At 29.5% G+C, this 19,275-nt stretch carries 17 protein-coding genes; 8 read left to right on the forward strand and 9 right to left on the reverse strand.

Annotated features, from left to right (window positions below; all coding sequences use genetic code 11):
- Nucleotides 1-5: 5 nt before the first annotated feature.
- Both B0A68_RS03870 and fabD read left to right on the forward strand, forming a co-directional pair.
- The gene (locus tag B0A68_RS03870; protein WP_084679049.1) at nucleotides 6-1,277 is read left to right on the forward strand and encodes an MFS transporter; all 1,272 of its coding nucleotides are present in this window, start codon (nucleotides 6-8) and stop codon (nucleotides 1,275-1,277) included.
- A gap of 74 nt (nucleotides 1,278-1,351) precedes the next feature.
- On the forward strand, nucleotides 1,352-3,622 hold the full coding sequence (gene fabD / locus B0A68_RS03875) for an ACP S-malonyltransferase (RefSeq protein WP_035684574.1): 2,271 nt from the start codon (nucleotides 1,352-1,354) through the stop codon (nucleotides 3,620-3,622).
- 128 nt (nucleotides 3,623-3,750) lie between these two features.
- On the opposite strand, the gene B0A68_RS03880 is transcribed toward fabD, so the two are convergent.
- Nucleotides 3,751-4,386, reverse strand: coding sequence for a nitroreductase family protein (locus tag B0A68_RS03880; RefSeq protein ID WP_035684572.1), 636 nt, complete (start codon nucleotides 4,384-4,386; stop codon nucleotides 3,751-3,753).
- Nucleotides 4,387-4,582: 196 nt separating this feature from the next.
- On the opposite strand from B0A68_RS03880, the gene B0A68_RS03885 reads away from it, so the two are divergent.
- Nucleotides 4,583-5,320 (forward strand): 4'-phosphopantetheinyl transferase family protein, encoded by a 738-nt coding sequence (locus B0A68_RS03885; RefSeq protein ID WP_051892589.1) that lies wholly within the window; start codon nucleotides 4,583-4,585, stop codon nucleotides 5,318-5,320.
- The gene (locus B0A68_RS03890; RefSeq protein WP_051892587.1) at nucleotides 5,307-5,969 is read left to right on the forward strand and encodes an MBL fold metallo-hydrolase; all 663 of its coding nucleotides are present in this window, start codon (nucleotides 5,307-5,309) and stop codon (nucleotides 5,967-5,969) included. Before B0A68_RS03885 ends, B0A68_RS03890 begins: the two co-directional genes overlap by 14 nt.
- Nucleotides 5,970-6,498: 529 nt before the next feature.
- Here B0A68_RS03890 and B0A68_RS24305 read toward each other — a convergent pair.
- The 5 genes from B0A68_RS24305 to B0A68_RS03905 form a co-directional block, all read right to left on the reverse strand.
- Nucleotides 6,499-6,705, reverse strand: a complete 207-nt coding sequence (locus B0A68_RS24305) for a hypothetical protein (protein WP_123947473.1) — start codon at nucleotides 6,703-6,705, stop codon at nucleotides 6,499-6,501.
- A gap of 112 nt (nucleotides 6,706-6,817) precedes the next feature.
- Nucleotides 6,818-8,986: a peptidase domain-containing ABC transporter gene (locus B0A68_RS03895; protein ID WP_035684570.1), complete on the reverse strand. Its 2,169-nt coding sequence runs from the start codon at nucleotides 8,984-8,986 to the stop codon at nucleotides 6,818-6,820.
- 8 nt (nucleotides 8,987-8,994) lie between these two features.
- Entirely contained in the window at nucleotides 8,995-10,137 is a 1,143-nt protein-coding gene (locus tag B0A68_RS03900; RefSeq protein WP_035684568.1) for an HlyD family secretion protein, read from the reverse strand.
- A 733-nt stretch (nucleotides 10,138-10,870) separates the two neighbouring features.
- Nucleotides 10,871-11,044, reverse strand: coding sequence for a hypothetical protein (locus tag B0A68_RS24405; RefSeq protein ID WP_165571336.1), 174 nt, complete (start codon nucleotides 11,042-11,044; stop codon nucleotides 10,871-10,873).
- 12 nt (nucleotides 11,045-11,056) lie between these two features.
- Nucleotides 11,057-11,200: a class IIb bacteriocin, lactobin A/cerein 7B family gene (locus B0A68_RS03905; protein WP_084679047.1), complete on the reverse strand. Its 144-nt coding sequence runs from the start codon at nucleotides 11,198-11,200 to the stop codon at nucleotides 11,057-11,059.
- 337 nt (nucleotides 11,201-11,537) lie between these two features.
- Here B0A68_RS03905 and B0A68_RS03910 point away from each other — a divergent pair, with 337 nt between their 5' ends.
- The 4 genes from B0A68_RS03910 to B0A68_RS03925 all read left to right on the forward strand — a co-directional run bounded on the left by B0A68_RS03910 (nucleotide 11,538) and on the right by B0A68_RS03925 (nucleotide 16,987).
- A complete protein-coding gene (locus tag B0A68_RS03910; RefSeq protein WP_035684566.1) occupies nucleotides 11,538-13,259 on the forward strand; it encodes a helix-turn-helix domain-containing protein in 1,722 nt (573 codons plus the stop codon).
- 145 nt (nucleotides 13,260-13,404) lie between these two features.
- Nucleotides 13,405-13,578 carry a hypothetical protein gene (locus tag B0A68_RS24410; RefSeq protein WP_165571335.1) on the forward strand — a complete coding sequence of 58 codons (174 nt, stop codon included), beginning with the start codon at nucleotides 13,405-13,407 and terminating at the stop codon, nucleotides 13,576-13,578.
- Nucleotides 13,579-13,909: 331 nt separating this feature from the next.
- Nucleotides 13,910-16,114 (forward strand): lantibiotic dehydratase family protein, encoded by a 2,205-nt coding sequence (locus B0A68_RS03920; protein ID WP_165571334.1) that lies wholly within the window; start codon nucleotides 13,910-13,912, stop codon nucleotides 16,112-16,114.
- On the forward strand, nucleotides 16,115-16,987 hold the full coding sequence (locus B0A68_RS03925; RefSeq protein ID WP_035684559.1) for a thiopeptide-type bacteriocin biosynthesis protein: 873 nt from the start codon (nucleotides 16,115-16,117) through the stop codon (nucleotides 16,985-16,987). It abuts the gene before it with no gap.
- Nucleotides 16,988-17,624: 637 nt separating this feature from the next.
- On the opposite strand, the gene B0A68_RS03930 is transcribed toward B0A68_RS03925, so the two are convergent.
- The 3 genes from B0A68_RS03930 to B0A68_RS03940 form a co-directional block, all read right to left on the reverse strand.
- Nucleotides 17,625-17,939 (reverse strand): helix-turn-helix domain-containing protein, encoded by a 315-nt coding sequence (locus B0A68_RS03930; protein WP_051892585.1) that lies wholly within the window; start codon nucleotides 17,937-17,939, stop codon nucleotides 17,625-17,627.
- 13 nt (nucleotides 17,940-17,952) lie between these two features.
- Complete coding sequence (locus B0A68_RS03935) at nucleotides 17,953-18,156, reverse strand: hypothetical protein (protein WP_035684557.1); 204 nt, start codon at nucleotides 18,154-18,156, stop codon at nucleotides 17,953-17,955.
- A 71-nt stretch (nucleotides 18,157-18,227) separates the two neighbouring features.
- On the reverse strand, nucleotides 18,228-19,172 hold the full coding sequence (locus B0A68_RS03940) for a hypothetical protein (RefSeq protein WP_035684555.1): 945 nt from the start codon (nucleotides 19,170-19,172) through the stop codon (nucleotides 18,228-18,230).
- Nucleotides 19,173-19,275: the final 103 nt, after the last annotated feature.

The raw sequence follows: 19,275 nt of genomic DNA on the forward strand, positions 1-19,275 counted from the left end.
ATCTAATGAAAAAATTTATAACAGTTTTGTTTCTTATTATTATATCACTAATAGGAACATCAATGACTTCTTTTTCATTAGGAATCTGGATGTTAAAAACCTCAAATACTACATTTTATTATGCCTTAATAGGATTTTTAACGATTTTTCCACAGATTCTGTTTAGTCCCTTTATAGGAAGTATAATTGATCGGTTTGATAAGAAAAAAATTATTATAACAGGACAGATATTTGCTGCTTTAGGAAGTTTTATTATGATCCTATTATATCATTTGAATCTTTTGAAAATAGAATATATATTAATGATCACTTTTATGAGTTCTGTAGCAAACGGCTTTGTTTCTAAAGCCTTTTATGTTTCTACTGCTTCATTGGTAAAAAAAGGAGATATAGGAAGGGCAAAGGGGATCGAAAGTACCGCATATGCATTAACAACAATAACAGTTCCAATAGTTGCCCCATTAATTTATACCATAATTGATTTAAGTGGAGTATTTTTAATAGACGTTTTTTCGTTTTTAATATCAATTGCGGGTTTATTATATCTCAATTTTAATATAAAGCAAGTCGATAAAGAGCAAGTATCTTACAAAAAAGATGTTCAGGTAGTATCTCAGTTTTTAAAATCTGGAAAGGGACTTCAGCAATTAATTATATTCTATGCATGGATTAGTCTTGTTTTAGGTGGATTAGGTATTTTGACTACACCAATGATCCTTGGGTTTTCAAACGAAACAGGACTTGGTATTGCAATGACTTTTGCTGGTGTTGGAGGAGCATTGGGAGGAATTATAATGAGTATCTATAAAAATGTAAAATTACCTATTAAGAATGTTATTTTACTCCTTCACTTATTAGGATTTATTTTATTGCTCTTTATCATAATACCCATTAATATTATTTCTGTTGGAATTTTACTTTTTTCTTTTGCATTTATAACTGCCATCATGATGATTAACGATCATATATTTTGGCAGAGGATTGTTCCTTATGAAATACAAGGAAGAGTATTTGGATATAAGGATTTAGTCATAAAGATATGGACTCCGATTTCGTATTTAATAATGAGCGTAGTAATAGACAATTTAGCAAAACTAATTGTTAAAAATATTCCTGTAAATAGAAATTATTACCCTGGTTCAGACAGAACATTTGTGATTTTAGTAATATTTTCTTTCATTGGTTTTTTAATTTTATTAGTGTCTTACGTAATTAAATGGAGCAAAATTTTTGCAGGTTTAGATATTTTATTTTCTCAAAAAAGAAATCAGGAATAGTATTTTTTATGCCATTCAAGGTTGGTCATTCATCTCATTAAATTTTAACAATAACAATATAACAGCAGTAATAAATGAAAGCAATTATTTTTCCTGGTCAAGGATCCCAATATAAAGGAATGGGGAAAGAATTATTTGATATTTTCAAAAATGAAACGGCAGTGGCATCGTCTATTCTCGGGTATGATTTAAAGGAACTATGCCTAGAAGATCCTGATCGTGTTTTGGGATTTACACAATTTACCCAACCTGCATTGTATGTAGTAAACGCCTTTCGTTATTATAAAATACAAGACAGAAATAAGCCAGATTACCTTTTAGGACATAGTTTAGGAGAATACAATGCTCTTCTAGCTAGTGGTGCCTTTGGATTTGAAGATGGTTTAAGAATGGTCCAGAAAAGAGGTGCCCTAATGGCAAAGGCTTCAGGTGGAGGAATGGCTGCTGTTTTAGGTCTTAGTGAAGAACTTGTAAAAGAAAAATTAGAATCAGGTGGATTTAATACTATTGATGTTGCTAATTATAACTCTCCAACACAAATAGTTATATCTGGTGAGAAAACGGATATTGAAAAGGTAATAAAAGATTTTGAAAAACAAAATATAACCGTGATACCTTTGGCCGTTAGCGCTGCATTCCATTCCAGATATATGCAGCCTGCTGCTAATGAATTTAAAGATTTTTTAGAAGAGATATCCTTCTCAAATTTAGAAATTCCTGTAATTGCCAACATAACAGGAAAACCATATCTTGATAGTGAAATTAGAAACTATTTAAGCAGACAAATTTCAAGTTCTGTGCTGTGGACTAATAGTATTCGTTTTTTGATGGGAAAAGGCGTTGGAGATTATGAAGAATTGGGAAGCGGAATATTGACCAAAATGATTAATGAAATTAAGGAGAAATCAACTCCTCTGATTTTTAAGGAAGAACAAAGTAATGCTGTTACTGGAATAGTAGTTAAAAAACAACTTGATGAGATTCAAAATAATCTTTTGGCTGCTAAGCTTGGCAGCACTACTTTTCGGAGTGATTATAATGTACAATACAGTTATTTTTCCGGAAGTATGTATAAAGGGATAGCTTCAAAAGAGTTAGTTGTAAAAATGGCTAAAACTAAATTATTGAGTTTCTTAGGGACAGGAGGTATGTCTTCTCAAGAAATAGAAGAAAATTTGACTTATATTCAAAACTATTTGACCAATAAGGAAACATTTGGGGCAAATCTTTTACACCAGATCGGTAATTTGGAAGCTGAAATGAAAATTGTAAATCAATTTTTAGAATACAATGTAAATGTAATTGAGGCGTCTGCATTTATGCATATGACAAAGGCATTAGTGTATTATAGAGCTGTTGGTATGGAAAAATTGAGTAATGGAAATATAAGGGCTGGTAATAGAATAATAGCAAAGATATCCAGACCTGAATCTGCAGAAATTTTTATGCGCCCAGCCCCTGAAAAAATTATCAATCAATTACTTGAAGAAGGATTAATAAGTAAAATTCAGGCTGAACTTTCAAGTAAATTTGCAATGGCAGATGATATTTGTGTAGAAGCTGATTCAGGAGGGCACACTGATTCCGGAGTAGCGTTGGTTCTATTTTCAGCAATTAAGGAACTCAATGAGCAAATGCAAAAAGAATTTAATTATAAAAAGGTAATTCGTGTAGGTCTTGCAGGAGGAATTGGAACTCCCCAAGCCGCAGCTTGTGCTTTTATTATGGGAGCAGATTTCATTGTTACAGGTTCAATCAATCAGCCCACTGTTGAATCCGGTATGAGCGATACTGTAAAACAAATGCTGCAGGATATCAATGTGCAGGACACTACTTATGCACCAGCCGGAGATATGTTTGAGTTTGGAGCAAAAGTCCAAGTCCTTAAAAAAGGAGTATTGTTTCCTGCCAGAGCTAATAAACTTTACGAATTATATAAACAATATGATTCATTAAGTGAAATACCACCAAAAGTTTTCGAACGTTTAGAGAAAAACTACTTCAAAAAAAGCATAGATGAAATCTGGAGTGAAACAAAAATATACCTTAAAAAGAATGGAAACGAAAGTGAAATCTCTAAAGCCGAACAAAATCAGAAATATAAAATGGGTTTAGTTTTTCGTTGGTATTTTGGCTATAGTACGCAAAAAGCTTTTAGAGGGAATCCAGATTTTAAAGTTGATTTTCAGGTTCATACCGGACCTTCTCTTGGAGCTTTTAACCAATGGGTAAAAGGTACCAAGTATGAAAAATGGCAAAATCGCCATGTAGATATAATAGCTGTTAAATTAATGAAAGAAACAGCATTGCTATTAGAAAGAAGATTAAAAGAAATCCTTATCTAATAAAAAAATCATAGTGAACATTAAGCTGGTCTCATGTTGTTTTTGATAATAATGCAATAAAAAAAACCTGGATTTATGTAAAAAAAAAGCACAATTCCAGGTTTTAAAATTATTGATTATCAATTTTTTTAGTCATATTTTATCACAAACTCTTCTGTTGGGATCCTAACTTTTTTGAGATGTGCCAGCCAATCGTTTTCGCTATCCCGATACCCTAGAGTTAGTATTGTTACACTTCTTAATGCTTTTGCTTTTAAACCAAGTAAATCATCTAAGGCATCTGCAGAAAAACCTTCAACAGGAGTGCTGTCTATATTTAAGGCAGCTGCTTGCGCAATTGCTAATCCAAATCCAATATATGATTGCTTTGCCGTATGGATGAAATTTTCCTCCGCTGTTTGAGGCAAATATTCCGATTTTAATTTATCGGTATAGGCGCTAAATCTTCCTTTAGGAAGATTTCGTTCTTCGGTAGTAAAATCATACATTTCATCAATACGTTCTTCAGTGTAGCGGTCCCAAGCTGCAAATACTAATATGTGAGAGCATTCAGACATAATTTGTTGTCCCCACGCAATCGGAACAATTTTTTCTTTAAGGGCTTGATTTTTAATAACAATTATTCTAAATTGTTGTAATCCCGAAGAGGTAGGAGCTAGTCTGGCTGCTTCAATAATTTTATCTAAATCTTCTTGCAATAACTTTTTGGCAGGATTGTACCTTTTTGTAGCATAACGCCATTTTAAACTGCTAATTAATTCCATAGATGTTTATTTATAAATTTAATGCATCAATTGATGCGGTAACTGTAATTATTGCATTAGCATTGTAAAAATGTCTAAATACTGGATAGCTTTTGAATATTTTTAAATTGAATTTATCACTTTACATTCAACTTAATACAACAGACCTATTGAGAACAAAATATTATCTTCGTAAGATCAAAATTATATAATTTAAATGAATAAAGGAAAGATTGAACTCAACAGAAACAACAAAAATTTTGAAGCGGGTTATTGTTTTATTAAAAAAGAGTTGGACTCATTGCTAAAATACTATAATCTTCTTAGTTATAATGAAAAAAAATATTATGATGGTTTAAAGTTTGAAAGGAGAAAAGAAAGTTACCTATTAGGAAGAATCACTGCTAAATATGCAGTTTTTGAGATTAGTCAGAATGATCTTAAATCAATATCAATTGAATTTGGTGTTTTTCATTTCCCAGTTGTCAAAAATTGTTCTGCACAAAACATTCAGGTTAGTATAAGTCATTGCGATGATATTGGTGTTGCCTTGGCATTTCCGGAAGAACATCCAATGGGAATTGATATTGAAAAAATAGATTCAGAAAAGGTGGTTACTATGAAAACGACGATGTCTATAAATGAGATTGAACTAATAGATTTTCATTCGGATTTAACTTTACCAATTGGATATACAATTATTTGGACTGCCAAAGAAAGTTTAGCCAAAATATTCAGAACTGGTTTAACAATCGATTTTAAAATACTTGAAATTGTATCAATAGAGAAAATACAAAGTTGTTATGTTAGTCATTTTCGAAATGTTTCACAATACAAAGCTATTTCATTCCACGTAAATCAGTATATTTGCTCTCTTGTAATACCTAAAAAAACTATTATTGATTTAGACTTTTTTTTGAAAATTTTCACTAATAACTTTTATGATCAAAATTAAAATTTTTAAAACATCTAATTTTTCAATTATTAATCAATGCTATTTAATATATAAAAATAATATTGGAATTTTAGTTGATCCTTCTTGGGATTATAACCTAATTGATACTTTTTTGATTGAAAATGAGATTGCCTTAAAAGGCGTTTTACTGACTCATTCTCATGATGATCATACAAATCTCGCTAATGAATTTGCTGAGAAAAAAAGTGTTCCTGTTTTTATGGCAGCAGAGGAAATAGAGTTTTCCGGATTTAAATGTCAAAATCTTCAAAGTATTACGAGCTTAAATGAAATACAAATTTTAGATTTTAATATTACTCCGATTCTCACTCCTGGACATACACCAGGAAGTATTTGCTATTTAATAGAAAATAATATTTTTTCAGGAGATACAATTTTCATTGAAGGAGTTGGTGTATGTAGTACAAAAGGAGGTGATGTTGACAAAATGTGGGAGTCAGTGCAAAACCTAAAAAATATTTTGCCGGAAAACACGTTTTTTTATCCCGGACATTCTTTTGGAGAACTACCAGGTAAGAATTTAGTATTTCTTTTAAAAAATAATATTTATTTTCAAATAAAAGATAAAGCTCATTTTGTAAGTTTTAGAATGAGAAAAAATCAGCCTAATTTATTTAATTTTAAATAACCTAGGTCTAGTTCAAATTGACTTCAAAAAAACATTTACCTCTATTTCTATATATTTTCTTATATGTTAGAAAGATTATATATGTTTAATGCATTTTATGAATAGTTGACAAAGTATATTTATAGTTAAATCTATTCTTATAGTCAACCTTCAATATCATTATGTATACCAATCTGTCTTAAAATAAGCTTATATTAAGGCATTCTTCCAAAACGGTAATCTCGTCTGTTTACTTTTGTTTTTTCGTGCAAGCACTGTCTTTAATAACTTTAAAGAAGCCTTAGTATCCATTTTAAATGATTCATTGTATTTTTTTCAGCATTCAACTTACAAAGATCAATTGAATTTTTAATAATCTTCTCCTTTTCGAGTTTAGGAACATTTCTAAGGTTGCCGTTAAAGACCTATCGCTCCTTGGAAAATCAATTTTCAAGTACCCATTGAAATTCTTTTACCTTCTAAACACATGGACAAAAATTGGCGATTCACCGATTTTGTTCACTTTCTACTTTCAGGCGAGAGTATGTGTTTAAAGGCTTTTGATTTTTAAAGTTTCTTTTGAAACTTCTACTGGCGGAGAAAGGTGGATTCGAACAAAACCGTCATTTTCCGCTTTTGTATTCCATTTCTTATACTTTTTTCTGTATTGCGCCACGATTCTGTCACAAACTTGGACTAGTGATATATATTTAAAAAACGCCCCAGCTTTTTGTAGCAAATAAAGTATCCATTCCAAACTGATTTTATTTATAAATAAAATAGTTTAATTGTATCTCGTTTTTCATTTTTATTAAATTTTATCTTAGCTAAATATAGAGAATCATCTAATTGTAAAATAATATTTAGTATTAAACCAAACTTTGCTTTTTCCATAAATTGAAATACTTTTCCTTTTTCTCTAGTAAATTATGATGATTCCCTGATTCTACAATTGTACCTTTTTCCATGACTAAAATAGTATCAGCATTTGAAATGGTACTTAACCTATGCGCAATTATAATAATGGTTTTACCTTGCGTCTTAAAATCGTCTATAACTTTTTTTACTATCATTTCAGAATTTGTATCTAATGCAGAAGTTGCTTCGTCCATCAATAAAATATCAGGATTTTTATACAATGCTCTAGCAATAGCAATTCGTTGCTTTTGCCCTCCTGATAGCATTGTTCCGTTTTCGCCAATCTGTGTTTCGAAACCATTAGGCAGCTTTTCAACAAAATCTGTAATTGCTAACTGTTTGGATAAATCTATAATTCGTTTAATATCAGGAAAAGAATCTCCCAAAGCAATGTTTTCTAAAATATTACCTGAAAACAAATTAAGTTCCTGAGGTATAACACCAATAGATTGCCTTAAACTTTTGTAATGTATGAACTGCGTGTCATATTCTCCAATAAAGATCTTACCCTCATTAATAGGGTACAAATTTTGAAGAAGTGAAATTAGAGTTGTTTTACCGCTTCCGCTTTCTCCTACAATCGCAGTTGTTTGATTTTTTTTGAATACAGCATTGAAGTTTTTAAAAACTTCTGCTCTAGAACCATACCTAAAACTTACATTTTCAAATTTAATATCACCTATATTTTCTTTTTGAAGCTCTATCTTATTTTCAGTTTTTTCACGCTCCAAATCCATAATCTCAAAAAGTCTGTCGGCTGCGATTAAAGCATTTTGAACTGTTTTGTTCATTCCAATTATAGAAGCTACAGGAGATGTAAAATATCCTATCAAAGCATAAAATGAAAATAATTCTCCTGGTGTAATAGCTCTATCAATTACATAACCAGAACCTATCCACATTAAGACAACTGTAAAGACAGATGCTAGAAATTGTGTCGAACTACTAGAGAAAATGCCATTTAAACCTGACTTATAAGTGGAAAATAGTAGTTTTACAAATTTATTTTCTGTTTTAAAATTGGAGAATTCCTCAATACCAAATTCTTTTACGGTTCTAATATGGGTTACACTTTCTACTAATTGGGTTTGAAGTTCAGCGGCTCTTTCCATTATATTTCTTTCTACCTTTTTATTGAATTTATTCAACAAAAAGTAAACCAGACCATAAAATGGAATAATACATAAAATTACTAATGCCAATTTCCAGTAATACGTAAACATTAAAGCAAATGAGAAAATCACAATAAAAACATTGACTATCAAATCAATTGCGACTTCATTTATAAAAGATCTTATTTTGACAGCATCGTTGATACGGGATATAATTTCTCCGATCTGCATTGTATCAAAAAAACGTTGTGGTAAATGCAGTAAATGTTTGTAATACCCTAAAATTAATTTTGCATCTATTAGCTGTCCTGTTTTTAATACAAAAATACTTTTTTGTGAACCTATAAATCCTTGAAGAAAGATTATCCCAATCATAAAGACACTTAATAAATTGAGAAGTTTTCTATTACCTTCAACTAAAACATAATCTGTTATTTTTTGAATATAAACAGACATTGCAAGCCCTAATACTGTAAAAATAATTGCCCCTGTAAGCGCTTGTATTAAGATGCTTTTATGTGGCTGTACCAGATGCCAAAATCGAGTAATCGGAGAAATTTTTTCGTTGTAAGTTCTAAAATCATCATTTTTCGCAAAAAGAATTAAAACTCCTGACCATATTTTTTGAAATCCTTCATATGTATAGGTTTGCATTTTTCCCAATCCGGGATCCATTACCGTAATTTTAGATGCACTTTCTACCTTTGCTTTCTCTACTTTATAAATTACTACATAATGCTGCAATTGATTATCTAATATTACATGAGCAATTGCCGGCAGAGGAATTTTATCTAAGGAATCAAAGCCTCCCTTTACACCTTTTGCAGAAAATCCCATTTTTTCAGCAGCTTCAATAATACCAAGAACATTTGTGCCTCGTTTATCTGTATGTGCATATTGTCTAATTCTTGCTATGGGCAGATTAACCTTGTAATGATTGCCAATAGATGCCAAGCAAGCAGAACCACAATCTTTAATATCATGCTGTTTAATTTTTATTGATGCCATTTATAGTATTAATTCTCTATTGATAATTGTTTTGGATTTAACCAGTCATCTACTTTGTCAAATATTAAATCGAACAAAGTTCTTCTCACTATGTAGTATCGCGTAGTAAGCGTCATTCCTTTTGAAACCTCAGTCTTGTATCCGGATTTAAGTTTCAATTGTGTCGAACATAATTCGCTTCGCACTTTAAAAAAAGTCTGATTATCTTTAATTGAAATATTATGGTCTATATCTACCACCTTTCCGTCAAGTAATCCCCATTGATTATAATTGAAAGCATCCAATTGAAATTTTACTTCCTGATTTTTATGAATAAGTCCAATATCACCTGGAGAAACCATGCTTTCGACAATTAAATGATCTGATGCCGAAATATTTGCAATAGATTGAGAGGCATTTAAAAATGAGCCTTGTTGTAAGCCTGTAAAACTTTCAATTGTTCCGGAAATTGGGGCTATGATAACATAGTTTTGCTCTTCAACATTAATTTTTTCAATACTTCCGTTCAGATTTTTTATACGTTCCTCGAGATCTCGTTTTTGATTTTCCCAAGCTGATTTTTGTTCGCTTGTGTAACTTTTCAGAGCTTCATTGGCCGAGCGCAATTCATAATCGTATTTTTCATACTCTACTTTTGAAATAATATTCTTATCAAACAGACCTTTATTTCTATTGAAATTTACAGTTGCCTGCGAGACCTTACTTTCTAATTCGCTTTTACGGGATTGAAATTTTGTGTACTCTTCTCTGGCAGTTGTAGTTTTTAAAGCAGCCGTTTTATTGGATAAAATGGAATTTATATCCCAAAAAAGTTCGGTAATAGAACCTGAAACCAAATTTTGTGTATGTTTTTCCGTTTCAAGATTTTGCTTGGCAATTTTTACCAATGTGTCTCCTTTTTGTACTACAGCATTATTTTTAAGATCAATCCACAGAATTCGGCCGCTTACTATTGCTGTAACAGGAACATTATCTGTCGTGCTGCGAATAATCCCTCGGCTTTGGCTTGTAATATCAACCTTTATGACTGGAAGCAGCATCAAAAAAATAATAACCGCAAAAGTAATTACTAGATATATAGAAGTACTTTTACTATTATTTTTTGAGATTAAATTTTCGAGGGTGTTAATGGGGTCAGAACTGAAGTTCATAACATAAATTTTAATTTTTTTTAAAAAAAAAGGTTAAAAAAAAAGAATTAAAAATGGAGATTTATTATTAAAAATTCTCAAAATTAATATTCTTATTCGATAAAGTTTTGCGTAAAATAATTTCCTTTTCAAAGACATAAATTCAGTAAGAAACAAAATAATTATTATCATTGCTTAGCGTAATCTGTAAATTTTACTTTTAATTTAATTTGGCAAGTTATATATTAGATAAACCGATATTTAGCCGCCAAATACCAATAATGGCATAATACAAAAGCTGTATTATACTTCTTACATTGCAATTTTTAATTTTATTGATTTCTTTTATTAAGCTTAAATCTTATTTTTAATGATTCGGAAAATAAAGAATATGGCCAAAAGTTTTTCCTGCAAAATAATGCATCAAGAAAACTAGTATAATAAATTATGACCAATAATTTTTGTATGCTTCTTCCTAAAAAAGATATTACTTTTTTTATTTTATATTTTTTGAAAGAATTTGAGAAATAATTTTGTATTAGTTAAGAAACTTAAGCAAAATTCTCCTTCTAATACAAGAAGGAGAATATTGCTTGCTTAAGGGATAAAATTATTTTTTATAAATAGAACCAATAATATAGCCTAATAAATATATAAACAAGGACAACACTATTACAATTCTTACTGTTTTTAATAATTTTGATGATTCCATAAGTGATTTTATTAGTAATGGATTTTTATTTAAACACTTCTTTTAGTGTGACCCATTATAATAACCCAAAGCCAATAGGCCTGGACCGAATCCAAACATAAATGCTCCTATAACTACTAATTTGTCCATTGGTATGCTTCCTCCTTCTGTTAGCATCATTTCATTGGATGTTAGCTCAATAACTTCGATTTCTTTCTGATCTAAATAAGTTTTCATGATTTTTTAATATTAATGTTTTACAAAATAGCCTACTGCATAACCTGTACTATAGAGAGCTCCTCCAATTGCAATAAGTAAAGGAATAAAACCACCGTCAATTTCTTGTACTTCTTGAGTATTAAGCTCTACTAAATTTAAACTTTCTAAATTCATATTTTATGTTTTTAAATTATTAAACATTGTGTGATAATTATTTTATCACTTCGATTATTTGTAATCGGCCAATTACAGTATAGAAAAGAATTTGTTTTCAACAGCGACGTCTTACTGTAGAAAATGTCTCACTTTTCTGAAGCCAAAACTAGATAAACATCACACTGTCCACAAATGTTGATTATCGAAATTCAGGAATGTCGATAGGGAATTCGGGAATTTTATTAAACAATATTCATAACTATCAATATATCAGACGATTAAATTGAAAATAAAAAACATAGTATTAATAACGCTTTTTTTTTAGTTATGCTATTTTTGTCAGAAACAATGATATATGATTACCACCAGATTATTAAAAGTGTTATTAATATTTTTATTTCCGTTTTATTTATTCGCTCAGGTTGACCAAAATCATCTTAAAAAATTATCTTATCATAATTTGCAAGATTTGTATTTTAAAAATATAGGAAATCAAAAGAAGCAATTACTATATACGAATGCTTACATGGCTAAAGCAATACAGGAAAACAATAAAATTCGAAAAGCTAAGGCTAATTATCAAATTGCACTTTTCTACTATCAATCTGATAAGAATAAAGCAATTCAATATCTTGATAGTGTTATCAAATATTCGGAAGGATCAAATGATAAATTTTTCCCCGCAGCTGCTTACTGTGAAAAAGCCGATTTTCTTAAGTCTCAATTTAAATTTAAAGAAGCGATTCTTAATTATAACAGAGCTGAAAAAGTGGCACTTCGGACTAATTTAGACTATTATTATGTAGTAAGAGAATATATAGCAATTACTAAATCTGAAGACTTAGAAGAGTATAATGAAGCCTTAGAAACCTATAAGGAATGTTATAACTATTATAGAACAAAAGATTTTAGAACAGAAAAATACGCTGACGATTACCAAAGCGTAATTTTTGGGATTGCGGATTGCTTTAAATCTTTACATAATACAGATTCAACTTCTTTTTATAATAAGTTAGGTTATAAAGAGTCTGCCATAACAAAAAATGAACTTTTTAAATATCTTTTTACATTAAATGAGGGGGCAAACCAGATATTAAAAAAGAACTACACGGCAGCGCTCGACAGTATTAATATATCATTACCAATGATGATCGATCATAAAGATACAGCCAATGAACTTGCAGCATATTATTATTTAGGAAAAGCTTACGATGGGCTGGGTAAAAAAGAAAAAGCTGCTGAAAATTTTATTAAAGTGGATTCTATTTATAAAGTCACAAAAGAAATTAGTAAAGAGTTTATAGGCGGTTATCCTTATTTGATTAATTATTACAAAGATTTAGGAGAGAAAGAAGAGCAGTTAAAGTATATAACTGTTTATATGAACATAGACAGTATTTTGCAGAACAATTACCGAAAATTAAACAAATTAGTAAAAATAGAATATGATACACCACACTTAATTTCTGAAAAAGAAAACCTGATTAATTCACTAAATAGTAATATAATAAAAACCCGTTGGGGGCTTGGATTCTTATTTTTGACGACCCTTAGTGTGGGAGGATTTGCATTTCATCAATATCGTACAAAAAAACAATATAGATTAAGATTTGAAAAATTAATTAGAAAAAGAGATACAGCCGAAAACCAAAAAAAGATCATCGATGATGAACGCAAAATTGATCACAATAAACTTGAAGATATTGGTATAAGTGGAGAAGTTGTAAATCAAATTTTGGAAAAACTAAACCAATTTGAAAAGCAAAAAGAATTTCTAACATCAAATATAACAATACAGATACTATCCACCACATTTGAAACTAATAGCAAATATATCTCAAAAATTGTCAATGTATACAAAGAAAAAACATTTACTCAGTATTTAAATGATCTGAGAATCGAATATGCCATACACAAATTAGAAGCAGATAGTAAACTTAGGAAATATACAATCCAGGCACTTGCATTAGAATTCGGTTTTAACAATGCAGAATCCTTTTCAAGTGCATTTTTAAAAAAAACAGGTTTAAAACCAACTTATTTCATTAGGGAAGTGGATTTGGTAAAGAAAATATAAATAGCTAATTATCATATAGTAAGAAAAATAATATAACTCGGAATTCATGAATTTCGATAAGTACAATAATTTATTTTTCTAGCCGCAAAAATGGAAACCTATATTTGCAGCATTAATAATAGATTAAAAAAATATAAAGATGAAAATGAAAAAAGAAACAAAAAAAGTACAGAAATTTGGTCTTGAAAAATTTGAAGTAGCTAAACTAAAAAAACTGCATTTAATTGTTGGCGGAGGCATTGCTGCTGATCCTCTTACGGGTCATACGGATCATAATAAAGCAAACTCCTCTGCAAGGTGTCAAGCTGAAAATGATTAATACTATAGAAGGTGTAAGAACTATTCAGGATCATAACAAGAATTCTTGTGGCAAACAGAAATAACGAGATTGGAATAAAAAGGCATAGCAGATGTCAAAATTATCTAAATATTTCTCCTTCTGGAGATGAGCCTGATGATAATTAATATTTCGGTTGGAAAAGAGTCTTTCATGAATAAAGATTAGTGTCAGATGCTTTTAAAGCTGCCGAAGAAAATAATGTTCTTTTGGTCAACAGTGCTGGGAACGACAGCGAAGATTTAGACATCATGTAAAGTCCTTAATGTTTATAATGCCATGCAACTTGCCGAAAAGTTTAGCAAGAAAAGAAATGAAACCACAATTTAAAATTTCACATTTTCCAGAATATATTCTGAGAACTCCTTTATTTCCCATTTCATTTTATTTGGATCTTCTCAAAAATTACAATTATGAAAAGACAATTTCTATTTACAAAAATGCATTAGTAAAAGAAGCGTTAAATCTGGCATCGTCAGAACTGGTAGATGAGCTTAACAAATGGGAAAGTTTTAAAGATCATTCTTTTAATAAAAAAAAAATAGCTTTAGAATTTACATTGCTACGATACATATCAAGAATGTCTTCAAGGTGCACACCTTTTGGTCTTTTTGCCGGATGTTCGGTCGGGAAAATGGATGTTCATAGCAATATTATATTAGAACTGCCTGAAAAACACAAAAGATTTACTCAGTTTGATATGCAGTTTTGGGTAGGATTGCTGCAAAATATAACTAAACGAGAAAAACCAATTTTTAATTTAAAATATTTTTCCAATTCTTCTATTTATGAATTAGGTGATTTTTATAGGTATATTGAATACAAATACATAAAATCTAAGCGGGAACATAGCATTGCATCCTTACGAAAAACGGATGCTCTAAAAGAGATAATGCTTAAAACAAAATCAGGAGCAACTATAAACGAAATGATTTCTGTTTTAGCAGATGATGATTCTCAAAAAGAAGAAGCTCTTGAATTTATTATGCATCTTATAGACTTCCAATTTTTAGTGAGCGAACTAGATGCAGCTCTAACTGGCAATGATGAATTTGATAAGGTTTTATCAATCTTAAAAAATATTCCTGATCTAACAGCTGAGTACCAATTCTTAAAGAAGCTGAATAGTCAAGTTTTAGATTTGGATGTTTCTCTGATTCCAGCAGAAAACCAGTACAAAGAAATCAGAGAAAACATTCTCAAAAAAGGGTTTGAATATGATAAAAAATATCTTCTTCAAACTGATTTAAATACAGCTTATAAAACAAATAGTTTAAATGTCAACATTGCAGAAAAAGTCAGCAGGGGACTTTATTTTTTAAATGGCATTCAGCCTAAAATAGAATTTAATAATCTCAAAATGTTTATCAAAGCCTTTTCTGAAAGGTATGAAGAAGAGCAAATGCCTCTTATGTCTGTTTTAGATACTGAATGCGGATTAGGCTATCCAGCAAATCATGAAATGAATGACTCGCACGAAATCCTCGAAGATTTTACTTTTAAACTTAAAAAGAGTAAAAATGAGACTCAGAGTTGGACTTCATATGATCTTATTCTGGAAAAAAAACTTCAGGAATGTCGCTCAAAAAATAAGACCAAAATAGAATTGCATGAAAGTGATTTTCCTGATTTTGATGCAAATCTGGATCAGCTTCCTGCTACATTTTCTACACTGATTGAGATTTACATTGATCAAAAGCTGACAATTGAATCTTCAGGAGATGTTAGCGCCGCAAAATTAATGGGCAGATTTTGCATCGGAAATACTGATATTCATGAACTTACTAAAAAAATTATACAAAAAGAACAAGAGTATCATAATGATAAAATTTTGGCTGAAATTGTTCATATTCCTCAGTCTAGAACGGGAAATATTTTGCGCAGACCAGTTTTAAGAAAATATGAAATTGCGTATCTGGCGAATTCAGGCACTGACAAAGAAAATACGATTGAGTTAAGTGATTTATTTATTTGTTTGAGAAACGATAAGATTAAACTCTATTCTAAGAAACTTGATAAAGAAATTATTCCCTGTCTATCAAATGCTCACAACTTTAGGAATAGTTCGCTGCCCGTCTATCATTTTTTATGTGATTTGCAGGCACAGAACACAAAACCAGTATTTAGTTTTAGCTGGGGAATTTTAGAGTCTCATTACAATTATTTTCCTAGGGTAGAATACAAAGAAATTATACTTTCAAAAGCGAAATGGAATATTGCTAAAGAAGATATAGTCCCGTTTTTAAAATTAAGCGGGAACGATCTAACTGAAGCATTCTCACTTTGGAGAAGCATTAGAGATATTCCATGTCAAGTAAATTGGGTGAATTCCGACAATACTCTACTTTTAGATTTTCAAACAGAAATTGGAATTCAATTGTTTTTAAAGTCAGCTGGGAAGAGAGATAAAATTATTTTGGAAGAATTTCTATTTACGGAGGAGTCTTTTGTAAAAAATAATAACGGCGGAGGATTTACCAATCAATTTATATTATCATTTTTTAAAGAACAACTATAAATGCAAAGAAATTTCTGTTTAGGCAGTGAGTGGCTGTATTATAAAATTTATACAGGAGTAAAAACAACGGATCTAATTTTACTTGAAAAACTATATCCTATTATTTTCCATTTAAAAAAAAGAAAAATTATCCAAAAATGGTTTTTTATTCGATACAAGGATACCGATACGCATTTTAGAATCCGATTTTTACTTGAAAATAAAAAAGATTTATCAAAAGTGATTCATATGCTTTATCCTATTTTAAATGATTTGCTTCAGGAAAATTTAGCATGGAAAATTCAAACGGATACTTATAAAAGAGAAATGGAAAGATATGGTAAAGCAACTATGGAAGATTCCGAATTTTTATTCTGGAAAGATAGTGAAATGATGATAAAATATCTTTCACTAAAGAAAACATTTCAAAAAAAAGAAATGGCGCTTTTATTCAGTTTTTGCTCAATCGATTCTCTTTTAAACTCTTTTTCTTTGTCTCCGCATGATAAATTCGTTTTAATGCAAGCTTTACAGCATTCATTTAAGGAAGAATTTGAGGCAGATAAAATATTAAAAAAAGAACTTGATAAAAAATATAGAGAATTATCCAACGAATTAAAATACTATTTAAAAGGAGAAAATAGAAATAATATCCCAGATTTTTACGAATTAATTGAAGAAAAACAAAATCAAACCACAAAGAAAATATCAGAACTAAAAAATACAATTCAAATCGATCTTTTTGACTTTTTAGCGAGTCATATTCATATGATGATTAACCGTCAATATAACTCTAAACAAAGAATGTATGAACTTATTATTTATGATCATCTACACAGATATTATAAAACTTTAAATTATGAAAAAACAAATTTTCTTAAGCTAATAAAGTAAATGATTTACTCGCTATTCGTTCTTTTTAAATCATCATGAAAATGGTTCGAGAATTTCCCTGTAGGGTAACTTACAATTACAATTGATTTATATTATAGCAAATAGTCTAAAAAAACAACTTCGTCAACCTTTTCTAATTTTAAAGCGTCTATTATTACAAAAGAGAATTCTCTAATCAAATACTTTTTTTTATTTTTAATTTGATGAAATCAATTAGTTATTTGGTTTTGCCGCAAAACTTATTCGGGCGAATATCCTAAAAATCGCCTTAAGTTTTTGTAACAGAAAAGGTATCTCCTCCATTGAGAATGCGCCAAAGTTTTTTAGTATTTTTATAATATTGAAAAACAGCATAAAGAAAAAACCCTACAAATTTTTAGATTTACAGGGTTTACCGATCTTTTAGGCCTTTTTAAAAAGTTTGAAAACTCTCTTTTTAAGCCTTCCGCGGAGAAAGAGGTTCTTCTCTAAATCGCTTCAAGCCAATGAATCCAATGGATTACGAAAATATATTTTGCAGGGTACCAATTAGGGTACTAATTAAAACTTCAAAGTAACATTGATTACAAATATATGCTTTTATTAAGATGATTAAATAAAAGGATATCCATATTTTGATATTCTTTTATTTAATGATTTATTGTAAAGTTAAATCTTCTTGATTAACAGAAAAAATATCAATTAAATATTTTTCAATGCTTGGAGCAAGGTTTCTGTAAAGTGGTAAATTCTCTTTTGGTACGTCATCTTCCGAAATACTCAAAAAATGTATTACGGCAATTGGTATATTTAAAACCTCACTAAGCTTTTCAAGTGTGTCTGATTGAGGTTTGAAAGTACCGCTTATAATCTGTGATAACGCAGTAGGACTTTTGCCAATTAACTTAGCGACTTCTACTTGTTTCATACCTCTTTTTTTGATTAAAAGTTTAATTACTTTACCTATTTCCATAATAAAATTATTTTCATTGAAACATGGATGCAATATTTGCTACTGTAGTTATTGCATCCACTAATTTAAGTGCTATTTTAAGTTTTTCTTCCTTTGTTTTAGCTTTAGGAATTTCTTCCCTTAGCATCATAAACAATTCTCTAGTAACATCATTCATCTCTACATTTAATAGAGCATTATCTATTTGAGATATAATCTCTTTATTTTTATTTCTCATTTCTTTAATATTTTTAATTTTTAAAATTTAAAATATTAAGGTTTAGAAAACCATTTTAAACCTTAATCCGCCTAAGCTGTTAAAGAAAATGAATGGTATTCGTCATCTAGGTTCTTGAAATGAAAGCTATTAATTTTTCTAAAGAAATCTCTTTTATTTAATGCGTCTTTTTTTCGACTATTAGATATAGAGATTATTATTTTGTTTAAAAATTTTAATTTTGATGCAGAGTAATTAATTGATTCATCTAATTCATCAATCTTAGTAAAGTGAGTCCAAAGAAAATCTTCTAAGCCAACTGTATATGTAAAACCAAAATCTCCACTAATAATGAAGTTTTTAAAATTTTCTAATTTTTGTTGATGGGAGAAATCTAGATTTCGACCTCTATTCAAATAAGGATAAAAGTTGTTGGTCTCAGTATTGCTATGTGGTATACCTCGTAATACTTTTTCAATTTTCTGATTTATTTGACTCTTTAAAAGCTTACTTCTTAAAATGTCATGCTCAGCAAAAGACTTTAAATTAGCATAGTATTCAAAATCATTGAAGCTTTTTTGGAATTGCAACTTGTCAAATTCAACCCATTTTGACTGAAAATTATTTTCATGTCGAAAAATAGAAGAATTCCTCCTAAATATTGAATGTTTAGAGTTTCCTAAAAAATAGAATGAAGAACTATATTTTTCTAAATTTTGTTGAGAACGAACAAAATTTTGAAGGGCAATCATACTTTGTGACATTCCGCCACTATTTAAAGACTTAATGATTTTTAATGGTGTTGAGACAATATCTTCAGACTTTAAATCAATAGATTTAGCCAAATTTTGATATCGAGAAAATAAATCATTTACTTCCGTAACTCTTGAATTTATTGTTGTGAGTTTATTATAGGACTCATTCGATTTGCTAAATTGAGATTCAATCTTAATTATATTAGAGAATTTCTCAGTTGCTCTTAATTGAGCATTAAGTGTAGAAGAGAAATTGAGAATATTTTTTAGAGAATCATTCATGTGTGTAAATTTAAGCTAAACTTAAATAATACACAAGTTTATTTTTATTTTTTAGATTAAATTTAACAAAATGTTCCTCTTAGAAAAAAAACATATAACCTTT

The sequence above is a fragment of the Flavobacterium reichenbachii genome (assembly GCF_002217435.1).
Lineage (GTDB): Bacteria > Bacteroidota > Bacteroidia > Flavobacteriales > Flavobacteriaceae > Flavobacterium > Flavobacterium reichenbachii.